Annotated in this window: 12 protein-coding genes; 6 read left to right on the top strand and 6 right to left on the bottom strand. The window is 53.7% G+C overall.

The features are described 5' to 3' along the window. Nucleotides 1-8: 8 nt before the first annotated feature. Both BMW84_RS02660 and BMW84_RS02655 read right to left on the bottom strand, forming a co-directional pair. Complete coding sequence (locus tag BMW84_RS02660; RefSeq protein ID WP_254772929.1) at nt 9-926, bottom strand: ABC transporter permease; 918 nt, start codon at nt 924-926, stop codon at nt 9-11. Between the two features lie 277 nt (nt 927-1,203). Continuing rightward, nucleotides 1,204-3,483, bottom strand: a complete 2,280-nt coding sequence (locus BMW84_RS02655; RefSeq protein ID WP_091064157.1) for an AraC family transcriptional regulator — start codon at nt 3,481-3,483, stop codon at nt 1,204-1,206. Between the two features lie 289 nt (nt 3,484-3,772). Here BMW84_RS02655 and BMW84_RS02650 point away from each other — a divergent pair, with 289 nt between their 5' ends. Together BMW84_RS02650 and BMW84_RS02645 are read left to right on the top strand one after the other, a co-directional pair. After that, nucleotides 3,773-4,648, top strand: a complete 876-nt coding sequence (locus BMW84_RS02650) for a cation diffusion facilitator family transporter (protein WP_091064154.1) — start codon at nt 3,773-3,775, stop codon at nt 4,646-4,648. Nucleotides 4,649-4,666: 18 nt separating this feature from the next. Continuing rightward, nucleotides 4,667-5,581, top strand: coding sequence for a cation diffusion facilitator family transporter (locus BMW84_RS02645; protein WP_091067984.1), 915 nt, complete (start codon nt 4,667-4,669; stop codon nt 5,579-5,581). A 206-nt stretch (nt 5,582-5,787) separates the two neighbouring features. On the opposite strand, the gene BMW84_RS02640 is transcribed toward BMW84_RS02645, so the two are convergent. The 3 genes from BMW84_RS02640 to BMW84_RS02630 are packed head-to-tail and all read right to left on the bottom strand — an operon-like array spanning nt 5,788 to nt 7,541. Next, complete coding sequence (locus BMW84_RS02640; RefSeq protein ID WP_091064145.1) at nt 5,788-6,273, bottom strand: DinB family protein; 486 nt, start codon at nt 6,271-6,273, stop codon at nt 5,788-5,790. A gap of 49 nt (nt 6,274-6,322) precedes the next feature. Next, a complete protein-coding gene (locus BMW84_RS02635) occupies nt 6,323-6,928 on the bottom strand; it encodes a pentapeptide repeat-containing protein (RefSeq protein ID WP_091064140.1) in 606 nt (201 codons plus the stop codon). A 31-nt stretch (nt 6,929-6,959) separates the two neighbouring features. After that, nucleotides 6,960-7,541, bottom strand: coding sequence for a TetR/AcrR family transcriptional regulator (locus BMW84_RS02630; protein WP_091064139.1), 582 nt, complete (start codon nt 7,539-7,541; stop codon nt 6,960-6,962). Nucleotides 7,542-7,768: 227 nt separating this feature from the next. Here BMW84_RS02630 and BMW84_RS02625 point away from each other — a divergent pair, with 227 nt between their 5' ends. The 3 genes from BMW84_RS02625 (at nt 7,769) to BMW84_RS02615 (ending at nt 10,544) form a co-directional block, all read left to right on the top strand. Continuing rightward, nucleotides 7,769-9,274 (top strand): DHA2 family efflux MFS transporter permease subunit, encoded by a 1,506-nt coding sequence (locus BMW84_RS02625; protein ID WP_091064138.1) that lies wholly within the window; start codon nt 7,769-7,771, stop codon nt 9,272-9,274. A gap of 116 nt (nt 9,275-9,390) precedes the next feature. Beyond that, on the top strand, nt 9,391-9,735 hold the full coding sequence (locus tag BMW84_RS02620; RefSeq protein ID WP_091064137.1) for a helix-turn-helix domain-containing protein: 345 nt from the start codon (nt 9,391-9,393) through the stop codon (nt 9,733-9,735). Then, nucleotides 9,657-10,544: an IS3 family transposase gene (locus BMW84_RS02615; protein ID WP_091064135.1), complete on the top strand. Its 888-nt coding sequence runs from the start codon at nt 9,657-9,659 to the stop codon at nt 10,542-10,544. The genes BMW84_RS02620 and BMW84_RS02615 overlap by 79 nt, the downstream gene beginning before the upstream one ends. Nucleotides 10,545-10,660: 116 nt before the next feature. Here the strand turns inward: BMW84_RS02615 and BMW84_RS02610 are convergent, their stop codons facing one another. Further along, a complete protein-coding gene (locus tag BMW84_RS02610) occupies nt 10,661-12,769 on the bottom strand; it encodes a glycoside hydrolase family 52 protein (RefSeq protein WP_091064125.1) in 2,109 nt (702 codons plus the stop codon). A gap of 172 nt (nt 12,770-12,941) precedes the next feature. On the opposite strand from BMW84_RS02610, the gene BMW84_RS02605 reads away from it, so the two are divergent. Next, nucleotides 12,942-13,874 carry a helix-turn-helix domain-containing protein gene (locus tag BMW84_RS02605; RefSeq protein ID WP_175498651.1) on the top strand — a complete coding sequence of 311 codons (933 nt, stop codon included), beginning with the start codon at nt 12,942-12,944 and terminating at the stop codon, nt 13,872-13,874. Nucleotides 13,875-13,881 lie beyond the last annotated feature (7 nt).

Genomic DNA, 13,881 nt, shown 5'->3' with positions numbered 1-13,881 from the left:
CCTCCTCTCTAGATCAATCCGTCTTCGCCAAGCTTTTTGGCGATCCGGTCGGACAGAAGTACGAGCGCCAGCCCGATGACGGACTGGAATAAACCAAGCGCCGTGGCGCGGCTGAAGTTGCCGCTTTCAATCCCCCAGCGGTACACCAGGACGGGTATCGTCGTCGTATATTCCGTCGTCGCTTTATTCGCCAGCGCAAATACCCGTTCGAACGAGCCCTCCATGACTTTGCCGAGGTTCATGATCAGTAGCGTGACGATGGTTGCCCGGATGGAAGGCAGCGTGATGTTCCACATTTTGCGCCACCGGCCGGCTCCGTCCACCGTTGCCGCTTCATACATCTCCGGATTGACGCCGCTGATCGCGGCCAGATAAATGATCGTGCCCCAGCCCATGCTCTGCCAGACGCCGATGGCCAGATAACTGATCAGCCAGTGCGTATCTTCCTGCAGGAACGGAACCCGGTTGCCGCCCTGATTCTCGATGACGTTATTGACCACCCCGCTGCTCTGCCCGAGCAGTTGGTAGGCGATCGCGCCGATGATGATCCAGGACAGAAAGTGCGGCAGGTACAGCAGCGTCTGATTGACGCGTTTGAATTTGATATTCTTCACTTCATTGAGCAGCAGCGCCAGCACGATCGGCATCGTGAAGCTGAACAGCAGGTCCAGCAGATTCAGCATGACCGTGTTTCGGAACGCCCGGGTGAAATCCGGCTTATCGAAGATCTGGCGGAAGATATCAAAGCCTACCCATTCGCTGCCCCAGAAGCCTCTGGAGATCTTGTAGTTTTTGAAGGCGATGATCAGCCCGGTCATCGGCGCGTATTTAAAAACGAGAACAAAAGCGAGCGGAATGACCAGAAGCGCATACAGCTGCCAATCCCGGCGAAAGATGTTCCGGAGTGCCCCCGAACGCGGCCGGATGCTTTTTAAAGCGGTTTCACGAGTGCTTGAAGCGCTTTCAACTTTCAAATGTTTCACCCCCGATCTGGATATGGTAGGAATGTAACGCCGCCGAGTTGCAAGGTGCCGGCCGGGTTATGTCTGCATCATAGCCTGCCGCCCCGCCGACGGTAAATCGTGAGTATTGATAACGGGCTTCACTTTTGATCGGCATAATCATTTCTGAACATCTATAGCAAAAATGGAACTTGTACACCGGTTCGCTGCCGAACGGAGCCCAGTTCCATCGCTGTTTTGATTACTGCGCACGATCCGCCTGCTCCGGCCTCAAGGTCCGGAAATTCCCCGGGGACATGCCTTCGTATTTGCGGAAAAAGCGGTTAAAGCTTTGAACGTTGTTATAGCCGACTTCTGCGGCAATCTGCGCCATGGTCAGGTTGGTCGTTTGCAGAATCTGCTTCGCTTTGTTGATCCGCAGCAGATTCGTATAGTCGATCAGGCTTTTTCCGGTCAGTTCGTAGACAATCCGGCGCATGTAGGAATAGCTGATGCCGATTTCCTTGGCCATCTGTTCAAAACTGATCTCCTGGCAGAAATGCTGCTCCAGATATCGGGTAATCCGTTCGCCGTGACCAGCTTCGCCGGAGCTGCGGGATAAATTGCGGATGATTTCACTGAAAAAGCTCTGGAGGTATTCCTCCAGTTCATCCAGCGTATCGATTGCAGCGATCGTCGAGTAAATGTCCTCCTGCCCGGCAAATATCCGCACCGCATGCGCGTTGTTCTCCCGCAGATATTTGATCGTCACGCCGATCAGCTGGTTATAAATGAACATGATATTATCATAAGTGATATACTCCGCCGACTGGATGTCCTTGCGGATCAGCGCAAGCTCCCGGGAAATGCTGTCCAGGTCGCCTTTTTCGAGGAAATTAACGATACGCCGTTCGCTGTGGTTCGGGTAAATGTACTTCCGGCGTTCATACACCTCCTGCTTCCAGAAGCAGATCGTGCCGCTGCCTTCGATCATCCGCTGCTTGATCCCTTCCATCGCTTCCAGCACCTTGTCCGGAATGACGGCGCTTTCCCCGGTTTGGCTGCTGACACCGATCGTAATCGTGTGCCCAAGAATCTCGGCCGCTTTTTCCCGGATTTTCGTCAGAATCCCGCGCAGCTCGCCCTCGCATCTTCCCGGTTCTTCATCGCTGTAATTCATCACAATCAGAAAACGGCCGTCAGCATGATACACGGTTCGGGCCAGGATCGTATCCGGAAACAGGCTGTCGCTTTGCGAAATCAGCAGGTAGCGGTGGTATTTGCGCGTTTCGGGACTCATATGCTTCACGTACTTCCGGTATTGGTCAATGGAGATGACGGCAACGCGGTAATAAGCGGCCGGGAACAGCTCGGCGATCTGATCGGTCATTTCCCCCCGCAGCAGATTGTGGACCGCCAGGCTCAGCGAATCCTTCTCCCGCTGCTTGAGCAGCGTATACAGCTCCTCTTCCTCCTCCTGCATCCGCTTGAAGGCCGATTCGATGAACAGCAGCTCGTTTTTGTTGGCCGCCTCCAGGTTGCCCCGCGAATGGATGTTCCGCACGAGCCGCTTCACCGGCTTGGACATGCGCGTTGCGATCAAGACGGTCGCTCCGGCGCCCACGAAGATGATGATGGCCATGAGCAAAATAATGCTCTGCTGCAAATGGCGCGACTTCGCCATCAGTTCGTCCATCGAATACACGTTGATATTCCACCAATGATACAGGTCCGATTTCGACCAGGTATAAATCAACCGTTCATCCTTCAGCTTGCGGAAAATATACCCCTGCTCTTGGCCGCTCTGCATAATCTCGCCGATAAACGGCTGTTTGTACCCATTCGTGAACAGCAGGCTTTTATCCGTCTGGGAGATGATCATCCCGTCCGCATTCAGCAGGAAATAGCCGTGCTTGCCATGCTCCGACGTCAGCAGATAATCCCCGATCTGGCTTTCCCGCATATTGACGACAAGCGTACCGCGGGTGGTGGTCGTCAGCCGGTTGAGCTGCAGCACATAAGAAACCACATTGATCCCCGAGGACAGCCTGCGCGGATACCAGACGCCGCTGATTCCCCGCTGCTCCTCAAGGGCACTGTCGATCCAATCGAGCGGCTCATACCGCTCCAGCGTAGTAATCCCCTTATCCGTCGAGACGACATAGTCCGAATCTTCGAGATAAAAATAAGAGGAGTACACGCCGTTCATTCGTTTGTTCAGATTTTGCAGTTCATGCATGATGATCAGCGCGCTGCTGATCGTGCTGTAGTTCATGTTCAGCTTGTCATAAGTTTTGTAGTTGCGGATCGGGTCGAATACCTTCGTGGCGGCAAACCGGACCGTATCCTGCGCCAAAGAATTGAGAGCGCTTTCATTTAATTGACGATTGGCATTCAAACCGGCAAGCGAGGATTCGGCAATCGTGTTCTCGGAATTGCGCAAGATCTGCCCGTCGCTGTACCAGGTCAGGATACTCAGCGGGACAGCCATGACAAAAAACAAAATCAGCGTCAACTGAAACATAATTGATCGTTGTTTCATTCGGCCTCTCCTTGTTCTTGGAATCATTTCTAGCACGGCATCAATGAATCGCTATTTCATTATACTCAAAGCCCGCCCATTTTTGAACCGTTGATGTACCACATTTTCACATCGCGTTTATCTGGTTTGTGCAGAAAATTGACCGGGGCAACCTTTTTGCCCGAGCGCAAGCTTCTTTGTCTGGGGACATTTTTAGTCCCCCGGGTAAAAACGTTTCTCTAGACCCACTCAAATTGCGGCTGGTAATATATAAAAATGCCGGGGACGACAAGGAGGTTGCTGAAGCGATATGGAGCAGCAGCAGCGTTTCGAAAACTTGAAATTGGGCGAACGCGGGGCAATCGTCAGCATCATTGCATACATTTGCCTCTCGGCACTCAAATTAATCATAGGCAATTTTTCCGGTTCGGAAGCGCTTAAGGCGGACGGATTAAACAACGCGACGGATATTATCGCTTCCATTGCCGTGTTGATCGGACTTAAGCTTGCCCAAAGACCTGCGGATCTGGACCACCCTTACGGTCACTGGAAGTCCGAAACGATCGCCTCGCTTACCGCTTCCTTCATTATGATGGCCGTAGGTCTAGAGGTATTGGTGGCCGCTGTTTCATCCGTTTTCAAGGGCCGGGCACAGTCGCCGGATTTGATCTCGGTATGGACCGGATTATTTTGTGCGGTTGTGATGTACTTTGTATACCGGTATAATAAAAATCTTGCCGCTAAAATCCGGAGCCAGGCCGTTATGGCGGCGGCCAAAGACAATATTTCGGACGCCATCGTGAGTATCGGCGCGGTTATCGGCATCGTCGGTTCGCAATTCGGCATTCCTTGGCTTGACCCTGTAACGGCTGTTGCCGTTGGTTTTATCATTTGCAGGACTGCCTGGGACATCTTCCGCGAAGCTTCCCATCAGTTATCCGACGGTTATGACGAAGCGGCGGTTCAGGCCTACAAAGAAACGGTTATGCAAGTAGCAGGGGTCGAAGACGTGATGGATCTGCGGGCGCGGAATTACGGCAGCAACGCCGTGGTGGACGTCGTCCTGTCGATCAAAGGCGATCTGGCGTTTCAGAAGGCCCATGACGTGGCCACTAATGTAGAGAATGAATTAAAAAAATCCTCGGAAATTATCGAAGTCCATGTGCACTACGAACCGACGAAATAATCTAAAATCATGCGCACCATGCATCGCATCGTAACGGAGGCTTTTTCATTGAGCAAAGAAAAAAACGAATCCATGCTTGCCGTAAGTATCAGCTTGATCAGCAACTTGATTTTGACCATCGGAAAAATCGTGGTGGGCGTATTCTTCAACAGTCCCGTTCTTTTGGCGGACGGGGTACATAACGCGGGGGATGTCATCGCTTCGGGCGCGGCACTGGGGTCCATGCGAATCTCGCAGCGTCCGGCCGACGAGGATCATCCTTACGGACACGGCAAAGCGGAGGTGCTGGCGGCAGGCATTGTCGGGATCATTCTTGGCATCGCCGCCTTCTACATGGCATACCATGCCGTTTTGGGGTTATTCGAGGAGCCGCATCCGGCCAGCTTTATCGCGCTAATTGCCGCGTTTATCTCCTTGATCTGGAAGTTTTGGCTCTACCGCTACACCTTCAAGGTGGGTCAAGCCGCCAAATCCAAAGGTCTGCTGGCCACGGCTTATGACCATCTGGCCGACGTTTATGCGTCGATCGCCGCTGTCGCCGGGATTGGCCTGTCGCTCGTCGGCGAGCATTATGACATACATTTCCTTGCGTATGGCGATCCGGTTGCGGGCATTGTCGTTTCTTATTTAGTATTGAAGCTGGCGATCCATATGGGAAAAGAAGCCGCCAACGTGCTGATGGAGAAATCCATCGACGCTGAGAAAATGATCGACTTCACCCGGCTGATTAAATCCGTGCCCGAAGTTAAACGCATCGACCGCGTGCGGGCCCGGGAACACGGTCATTACATCTTGGTCGATGTGCGCGTCAGCATCCCCGCCGATCTTACGATCCAGCAAGGCCATGACATTGCACGGGAGATCAAATCGACCATCAAGCACAACCATGCCGACGTGGACGAGGTGCTGGTACATTTGAATCCTTATTATTAAAGGGATATCTAAATTTCTAAAGAGGTTCACATCTGTGCATAAGTGGACGCTTAATACCAAAAGGCAAGGCAGCCACTCACCAATTAAGGGTGTATGGCTGCCTTGCCTTGTTTCTTATTGATCTCGCCATTTACTCATTCGTGCCTGCGTATAGCCGCACTTCCGTCGCTTGAGCCCAAATCGGGATACACTTTTCTCCATACATCCTACTCTGTCTTCGGCGTAATCAAGCCTTTGCCGATCACATTGGCCGATACCGGCTGAAGGCCGAGCTCCCGCGCCCACACCGACAGCTGCCCGATATGGTGGATCTCATGCGCCACGACATGGCGGACGACCTCGCCCCAGGCATCCAGCGCGATCGTGCCATTCGGCTGCGGAACATAAAGCGGACGCGTCTCCCACTCGTCCTGCCAGGCGTTCACGAACGCCTCCACCTCGGGATGGAAGCGGCGGTCCAGCTCCCGCACCTTCTCCAACGTACTGTACTGCTCGAACGGCTCTTGAAAATCCGGATGGCCCTGGAGCGTGCGAATCCAGCTCCATTCCACATCCACGATATGATACAGCGTCTCCAGAATGCTTCCTACCCCTCCGGTCCGCTTGCGTAGCAGTTCTTCCGTCGCTACTTCCCCGCACCAGTCATACCACTGCTCCCGGACAATCCAATTGTAGCGAAACATCGTCTGCATGGGTTTGCCTCCTATTCGATAAATAATGCCAAGCCCCGGAAAAATCAGTTTAGCCTACTTTGGCGCCATGCGAAACGGCCAGCAAAGCAGCCTGTTCCTGATCCATCCGCAGTCCGGTGACCGCAAAGGTCCGGAAATCGATCCCTTCCATGCTTGCGCCGCGGATATCCGCTCCCGCCAGTCTGGCGCCCGATAAGATCGCCATGGTCAGATCGGCTTTACGCAGATCGGCCTTCTCCAGAACGGCACCCGAAAAATCCGTCTCCACGAACCGGATTTCGCGCAAATCCTGCCGGGCCAGTTTGGCGTTCCGCAGGTTGGTATAGGACCAATCGCCATTGTCCATCGTGATGCCGTCCAGCGTCGCGTTCGTGAAGTCCGAGCCGGTCATTTTACAAGTATCGAACTTGGCGGAGAACAGGTTGGCGCTCGTAAAATTGCAGTTTTCGTAGGCCGATTCGTTATGCAGCGAGCCGTTCAGCGATGCTCCGCGGAAATTGCAGCCGATAAACCGGCAATGGCTTACGGTAATCTCATCGAGTTCGGCATTTGCAAACGAACAGTTCATAAACGTGCAGCCGATCAGCTCCCCGTATCTTAAATCCCGCCCTCCGAAATCAATCTCGTCATAGTCTTGTTTAGTATATTGAAACATGGTACCCTCCCAGGCGTTCTAGCGATTTCAATTATCTCTGCATCGACCGGAGCAGCGTAAACTGCCGGGCCAGAAACTGCGGCGTGTACGGCATATCATGGCGGAGCCAGGACACGACCGTTCCGATCAGGGCAGCCGAGCCGTACCAGACGACGATATCCTTTTGCAGGCCGGCTTTGGAGATGAACGATGCGCGCTCATTTTCCAGCTTGGATACGACCGATTCGGACACCATCCGCAGCAGCCGCTCCGTAAAAATCGGGGTCCGCCGCGAAGCCAGCACCACTTTATAGAACTTCGCGTTCTCCGCGATATGCTCCAGCAGATTGACCATCACATAATAATCGCGCTCTTCTTTGGTGCCATCCTGCGGGTTATTATTCAGCGCACGCTGAATATCTTCGTACATCTCTTCGGCGAGCTTGTCCATCATGTCGGGAATGTCTCGGTAATGCAGGTAAAAGGTGACTCGGTTGACGGTGGCGCGTTCGGCGATTTTGTTCACCGATATTTTTTCGATGTCCATCTCCTGCATCAGATCGATAAAGGCATCCTTCAGCAGCTGGCGCGTCCGCAGGATCCGCGGATCGGTGCGTGGTTTATCCGAATTCATGTGTTCTGCTTCCTCCTGATCCCTATTTTACAGTTTCGGCGTTTTTGTTCAACATGTTTGACTTGGGCGACAGATAACCCGGGCGATGATAATTACTTTACAGATCAAATGTAACTGTTGCTTGTTTTCAGAGATTTTCTGAATATAATCAATTCTATGACTAATTTATACTATGTTAATTATCTAACATTTTGTAAATTAAGTACAGCGCGAAAACACCAGAGGGGATGAGAAACTTGAGTACGACCCATGCCGCATCAGGCGGTTCGGTCCGCAAAGGACCCATTTTATTCATTATGATTCTCGGTGCCTTCCTGGCTACCTTGAATCAGACGATTATGAGCGTGGCAACGCCGAAGCTGATGGGCGATTTCGGCATTTCCGCGACGACCGCGCAATGGCTGACCACAGGATACATGCTGGTTAACGGCGTATTGATTCCAATTACGGCATATTTGATGCTTCGCTTCTCGACGAGACAGCTGTTTCAGGCTTCGATGATTATTTTTCTGATCGGGACCGTGGTTGCGGCGATTGCAACCGACTTTCCAGCGCTGCTGACCGGACGGATGATTCAGGCAGCCGGCGCCGGCATTATTATGCCGCTGCTTACGAATGTCATTCTGGCGTTGTTCCCTCCTGAGAAACGGGGCGGGGCGATGGGCATGATGGGTCTTGCCATCATCTTCGCACCGGCGATCGGCCCGACGCTGGCCGGCTATATTCTCGAGCATTACAAATGGGAAACGATGTTCTACGGCATGATTCCGATTGCGGTTATCGTCATTATATTCGGATTTGTCCTTTTGAAAAATGTATCGGAAACCACCAAAGCGAAGTTTGATCTGCTCAGCGTCGTGTTGTCTACGGTCGGCTTCGGCACCTTGCTGTACGGCTTTAGCCGGGCAGGCAGTCTCGGCTGGTCCAGCGCGGAGGTTATTGCCTCCATCGCCGTCGGCATCGTTGCCCTCGCTTTGTTCACTTGGCGCCAGCTTGGCTCGGGCGAGCCGCTGCTTGACCTGCGGGCTTTTAAATACAACATGTTCAGCCTGACGACGTTTATTAATATCGCGATCACCATGGTGATGTATGCCGATATGATGCTGCTGCCGCTGTATCTGCAAAATGCCCGCGGGTATACCGCGCTGGAATCCGGTCTCCTGATGCTTCCCGGCGCTTTGGTGATGGGCTTCCTGATGCCGGTGACCGGCAAGCTGTTCGACCGCTTCGGCGCGAAATGGCTGGCCGTCTCCGGGATGGTCGTCACCATCGTTGCGACGCTTGGCTTTATTAACCTGACCGACTCGACATCGTATACGTATCTCGTGCTGATGTCGACCATGCGCCGGATCGGCATGGCATTGCTCATGATGCCTGTACAAACGGCAGGTCTCAACCAGCTGCCTAAGCGCCTTAACGCGCACGGCACGGCGATTACCAATACCGTCCGTCAGGTCGCCGGAGCAATCGGCACCTCGCTGCTCGTCACCGTCATGACGAACCGGACTACGACGCATATGAAGGACATGATGGCATCCGGCGGCAAAGCCGGCTTGTCGCAGGCGCAGCTGGGCCAAGAAGCCATGATCCAGGGCATCAACGACGCCTACCTGGTGATCATCGGCATCGGCATCGTCGGCCTGCTGCTGACCTTCTTTATTAAAAAGGTAAGTCAAAAGAGCGAAACGCCTGCTCCGGAGCCGGTAAAGATTCCGGTGGCGAAAGAAGCTTAAGCCGACACAAGCCAGGATATGAAAAAGGACTACCGCCGATCTTGAAGTGCACCCCTTAGAATAGACATTGGAAAAACCCCCTGGTTAATCCGATGAAATCTAAGGGGTGCATTTTTATGGCGATTAAAGGACAGAAGTTTAAAACATATACTGAAGAAGATAAGAAAGAGGCAATCCGTCTACATGTGGAGGAGAAATGGACATACAGGCAGATTACTGAACATCTTGGGATCCAGGATAAGAATAGAGTTAAGAAATGGATGCGGAAATATCGGGAACAAGGTGAGTTTGGATTATTGGATCAGCGAGGACGACGGGAGAATTATATCGATCAAGACAAGTATATTCTTCATCTCAAACGGGAGAATGACATGTTAAAAAAGTGCTTGGAAATCTGGATGCAGGAGGCAAGGAAGAACGCTACAAACTCATCGAGCAAGCGGCAAACCCAAGGCAAGTAACTGATCTATGCCAACTCTTTGGCGTCTCTAGAAGTGGTTACTACGCCTATTTAAAGCGTAAAGGTAACGACCGGGATGCCGAGGCTAAACGACTACTCCGTACCGTGTACAAACGCTACGAAGGAAAGTATGGTTACCGGCAGCTCCAGCTGTTCTTGTGGCAGGATGACGGCGTGTGGATGAACCACAAGAAGGTACTGCGCCTTATGCAAAAGCTCGGTCTACAGGCCGGCATTCGCCGGAAACGCCGGTTTAACATGACATACCAGGCTGGAGAGCGTGTGGCGGAGAATCTACTTAAGCGAGACTTTACGGCAGAACAACCAAACCAGAAATGGGTAACGGATGTGACCCAATACCGGGTAGGCGAGCGCTGGCTGTATCTTTCTGCGGTAAAAGATTTGTTCAACAACGAGATCGTGGCTTACCAGCTCGGCGAACGTAACGACAACGAGTTGGTACTGCAGACGTTTGCCAAAGCCTTCGCCAAGCAAAAAGACGTGACCGGATTGGTCGTTCACAGCGACCAAGGTTTCCAGTACACGTCTCACGCTTACCACGACATGCTGCCCAAGGTTGGCGCCCAAATCAGCATGTCTCGCCGGGGCAATTGCCTAGACAACGCCTCCATGGAGAGCTTCTTCTCGCATCTCAAAACGGAAGGGCTCTATCCCTATGATATCCGAAATCTGGCAGAGGCACAAAGGCGAATTAAGAAATACATACGATTTTACAACCGAAGACGACCACAACGTAAATTAAACAACAAACTGACGCCGATAGAGTACCGACGCCAGTTTGCTGCCTAGGTGTTTTTTTCAATGTCCACTAAATGGGGTCTTGACCAATCTGGCGATAGTCCTTTTTTGTGCATGATTTCTGCCGTAAGCATGTATGCTGCCGTGCAGTGGAATGCCTCCACGCATTACTCTTCCAGCCACAGAATTGCGGTTACGCCGCGCGGATAATATTTGCTCCCGATAATCTCCCCGGAGATAATCTGATCGCTCCAGCTCCAGATCGACAGCTCGGGATGCGTCAGCCACTGCACATGCGCCCGGTCCGCTGCTCTGCCGCTTTCATCCCACGCCATTCCGAAAATTTTGCGGGCGATAAACTGGCACAGATAGATTTTGCTCAGCCAGCTGTTGTTGCTGGTCGAGGAGATTTTCCAGCCGCCGTCTTCGAACAGGCAGACGCCTTTGACCAGCACCGTTTGCAGGTGCCGCTCCAATGCGGCGATATAGCTGCCGAAACGGCCGTCCGGCTCCAGCGCCTCTTTGCTTCCGGTCATGTAAGGGAAGATCAGCCCTTCGATGGCCGGGATGATCCGGGAGTGGTTGCCTTCGCCGATCACCGCCGGAATCCAGCCCTCGTCCGTGACGTGGGCGACGAGCGTCGCTGCGCAGCGCTCCGCCTGCAGACCCGCGGTCAAGGCGAGTTCTTCTTTTCCGTACACGCGGAAAAGCTTCTCCATCGCCACATAAGCCGCCCAGCATTTGCCGGCGAGATAAATGTTGTTGCGGGCCTGCCCCAGCGATACATCCAGGCTGTCGTACGTGGTAATCTCCGCTCCGCCCATCGTGCGCGAGCTGTCGAGCCCCATAATGCCGTTCCGCAGCGCCGGATCCGGATGATCCCGGTTCAGCATGCTGTCCAGGCAATCCCCCAGCACCTTCAGGTTGCGCTCCAGCCACGTCCGGTCGCCGGTCTGCTCGACGTACGTCGCTGCGCACAGCACCCAGTTCACGAGCTGTTCATGGGTCATATGCGAGAAACAGCCGTCGATGCCGTACAGTTCATAAGAGGAATATCCCGGACGGGACACCGCATTGGCTACGCCCATATCGTGGGTAAAGCTGAGACCTCCCGGGTAGGTTTGCTCTTCTCCCGGAAAACGCACCGAATCCGTATAGCTGAACCGTTCTACGTACATATCCAGCTCGTTGCGCACCGTCCATGGATTCATCCGCAGTTCATAGAACAGCTGATCGACCGTGAGATCGAAAGTGTTCATCATCCGGTATTCGCCTTCGTTGACCACCCAGAACGGCTTCCCGTTATAGTCAAGCAGCTCGGTGGAACCGTAATAGCTGCGGATCGCATGATTCAGCATGAACGCCTGGTCTTCGCTGAGATTTTTTCCGTCAAAAAGCGTATTTGCCTCTTCCGCGCTTGCCTTCAGGGCATCGAACCGCGACAGCGCATATTCGGCGACCGCTTCCACATTGCTGAAGTAACGGGTGTAAAAGTAAGAGGCATCCATGCCGGATGTGACGTATCCGGAACGGTGGAACGCCGCGGTCAGGCGGAAAGTCTTCCGCTCTCCCGGCGGTACGTCCATGATCAGCGCAGCCGTCTGGCCGAGACCGAATGTCCAGTTCTCCTCCAGTTCGGCCTGCAATATTTGCTCCAGCGTAAAATGCTGCGCGGACTTCATTGTCCCCTTCTCGGCGGCGATGCCCAGAAAACGGCCTTGGCCAATGCCGGTCAGCTGCTCGCTGGTGTCATCCAGCCGGCGCATCGCGGTATACGGATCGCCCCCCTGAAATCCGAAGAATGCGCGCCGCGGCGAAGTCCCCAGCGTATTGTCCACTTCAAGCTCGAGCAGCAGAGCCGGCAGCAACACTTCCTTCAGTTCTTCGTCCGTTGCCGTCTCCGGATCGGGTACGGCTCGAACAGGTGAAAAAATGCGGAATGTCAAGTCGCCGGCCTGCCAGGTATCCGTGGATAATTCCATATGCCGACGGATGTCCTGATCCGCAAAAGGAAACAAAATCCGCGGTTTGACGTTGTCCGCACCGGTGTTTTCCACGTCGTAGCGTTTGCTTTCGTCATCGCCTTCAATGTCATGGAAGGGCAAGGTATCAAACCCTTTGCCGTCTCTCCGCTCGAGGCCGATATAGATGTTTTGTTTCGGAGGCCGGGCCAGTTCAAGATCGAACCCTCCGGAAGCCCCCTTAAAACCTAAGGTGAAGCTGGCAAACGCCCCGATTGGCGAATGATGGGCATTGTAAAATAGATTTTCCGGCATTACTCTCACGACTCCCTCTAGGCATTTCCCATAGTTTCGGGTTATGTTTTCATGTTAGCCGGGGAAGCTCTTTCCCGACAGGTTCAAACCTGCCGATTATTTGGGCAAATCCTGCAATTGCAGAGGATATGCTATAATGGGCCTATCTATTTCACAATTAAAGAGGACGCTCATGAGTATAAATGAACCCGGAACCCTTCATTCCCTCGACGGCCGGATGTCTCCCGACATTCAGACGGCCTTCCATGTCTACGCTGCCCACTGGAGAAAGGTCGATCCAAAGTGGTCATACCCCGAGCACACGCATCCCATGTTCGAGATCAATGTCGTGCTGGAAGGGCGGCAGCAGATGCTCGTTGGCAATAAGGCCTACACTCAGGCAGCCGGAGAGATTGTGTTCATCCGGCCCGGGGTGCCGCATTCCAGCCTTGTCGCTGATCCGGAGCACGAAATGACTTATTATTGCATGCATTTCGATATTAATGACCTGGCTTTGCGCCGCGCGCTGCTGAAGCTGGATGTCGTCAGCCTGAGGGGCGACACGCCGGAAAAGCAGGCCTTCCGCCGTGCGCTGGATCATGTCATCCGCGCAGCGATACTGACCGAATCCGGCAATGTGCAGCGGAACCGCCTAGTTACGTTGCAAGCCTCGCTGCAGCTTTTTGCCGCCCTAAGCGGCTGGGTACTGGCTGAAACTCCAGATGCCGGACCGTCAGTGCTGGCGGGCGTGACGGAGAATACCGTCGCCCTTGCCCATGCCGTTGAAGGCCTGCTGCAGGAGTCCGTCTTCACCGCAGCCGCAACCCAGAGCCGCGGCGGCTGGATCGAGGAGATCGCCGCCCGGCTCGGCTATACGCCGAATCACTGCAACCGCGCGTTCCGGCAAATCTACGGCATGTCGCCGCGGCAGTATCTGTCCGACCTCACGATCCGCCACGCCAAACTGCTGCTGCTCGACAATACCTTGTCGGTCGACACCATCGCCCACCGGCTCGGATACCGCGACGTCTCGCATTTCAGCAAGCAATTCAAACGCTGGACCGGACTGCCGCCGATGGGGTACCGGCGGAATGCGGAGGAACCATCCGGCTCATTCCTGGGCTAAGAGCTTC

Source organism: Paenibacillus sp. NFR01, from assembly GCF_900111565.1.
In the GTDB taxonomy this organism is placed as follows: domain Bacteria; phylum Bacillota; class Bacilli; order Paenibacillales; family Paenibacillaceae; genus Paenibacillus_AQ.
Note: the sequence above shows the minus strand (reverse complement) of the source record. Positions and strands in the feature narration are given on the sequence as shown.

What these genes read in the sequence shown, in the direction of transcription:
- BMW84_RS02655 (WP_091064157.1), bottom strand. Translation starts at nt 3,483, where the DNA reads ATGAAACAACGATCAATTATGTTTCAGTTGACGCTGATTTTGTTTTTT.
- BMW84_RS02650 (WP_091064154.1), top strand. Translation starts at nt 3,773, where the DNA reads ATGGAGCAGCAGCAGCGTTTCGAAAACTTGAAATTGGGCGAACGCGGG.
- BMW84_RS02645 (WP_091067984.1), top strand. Translation starts at nt 4,667, where the DNA reads ATGCATCGCATCGTAACGGAGGCTTTTTCATTGAGCAAAGAAAAAAAC.
- BMW84_RS02640 (WP_091064145.1), bottom strand. Translation starts at nt 6,273, where the DNA reads ATGCAGACGATGTTTCGCTACAATTGGATTGTCCGGGAGCAGTGGTAT.
- BMW84_RS02635 (WP_091064140.1), bottom strand. Translation starts at nt 6,928, where the DNA reads ATGTTTCAATATACTAAACAAGACTATGACGAGATTGATTTCGGAGGG.
- BMW84_RS02630 (WP_091064139.1), bottom strand. Translation starts at nt 7,541, where the DNA reads ATGAATTCGGATAAACCACGCACCGATCCGCGGATCCTGCGGACGCGC.
- BMW84_RS02625 (WP_091064138.1), top strand. Translation starts at nt 7,769, where the DNA reads ATGAGAAACTTGAGTACGACCCATGCCGCATCAGGCGGTTCGGTCCGC.
- BMW84_RS02620 (WP_091064137.1), top strand. Translation starts at nt 9,391, where the DNA reads ATGGCGATTAAAGGACAGAAGTTTAAAACATATACTGAAGAAGATAAG.
- BMW84_RS02610 (WP_091064125.1), bottom strand. Translation starts at nt 12,769, where the DNA reads ATGCCGGAAAATCTATTTTACAATGCCCATCATTCGCCAATCGGGGCG.
- BMW84_RS02605 (WP_175498651.1), top strand. Translation starts at nt 12,942, where the DNA reads ATGAGTATAAATGAACCCGGAACCCTTCATTCCCTCGACGGCCGGATG.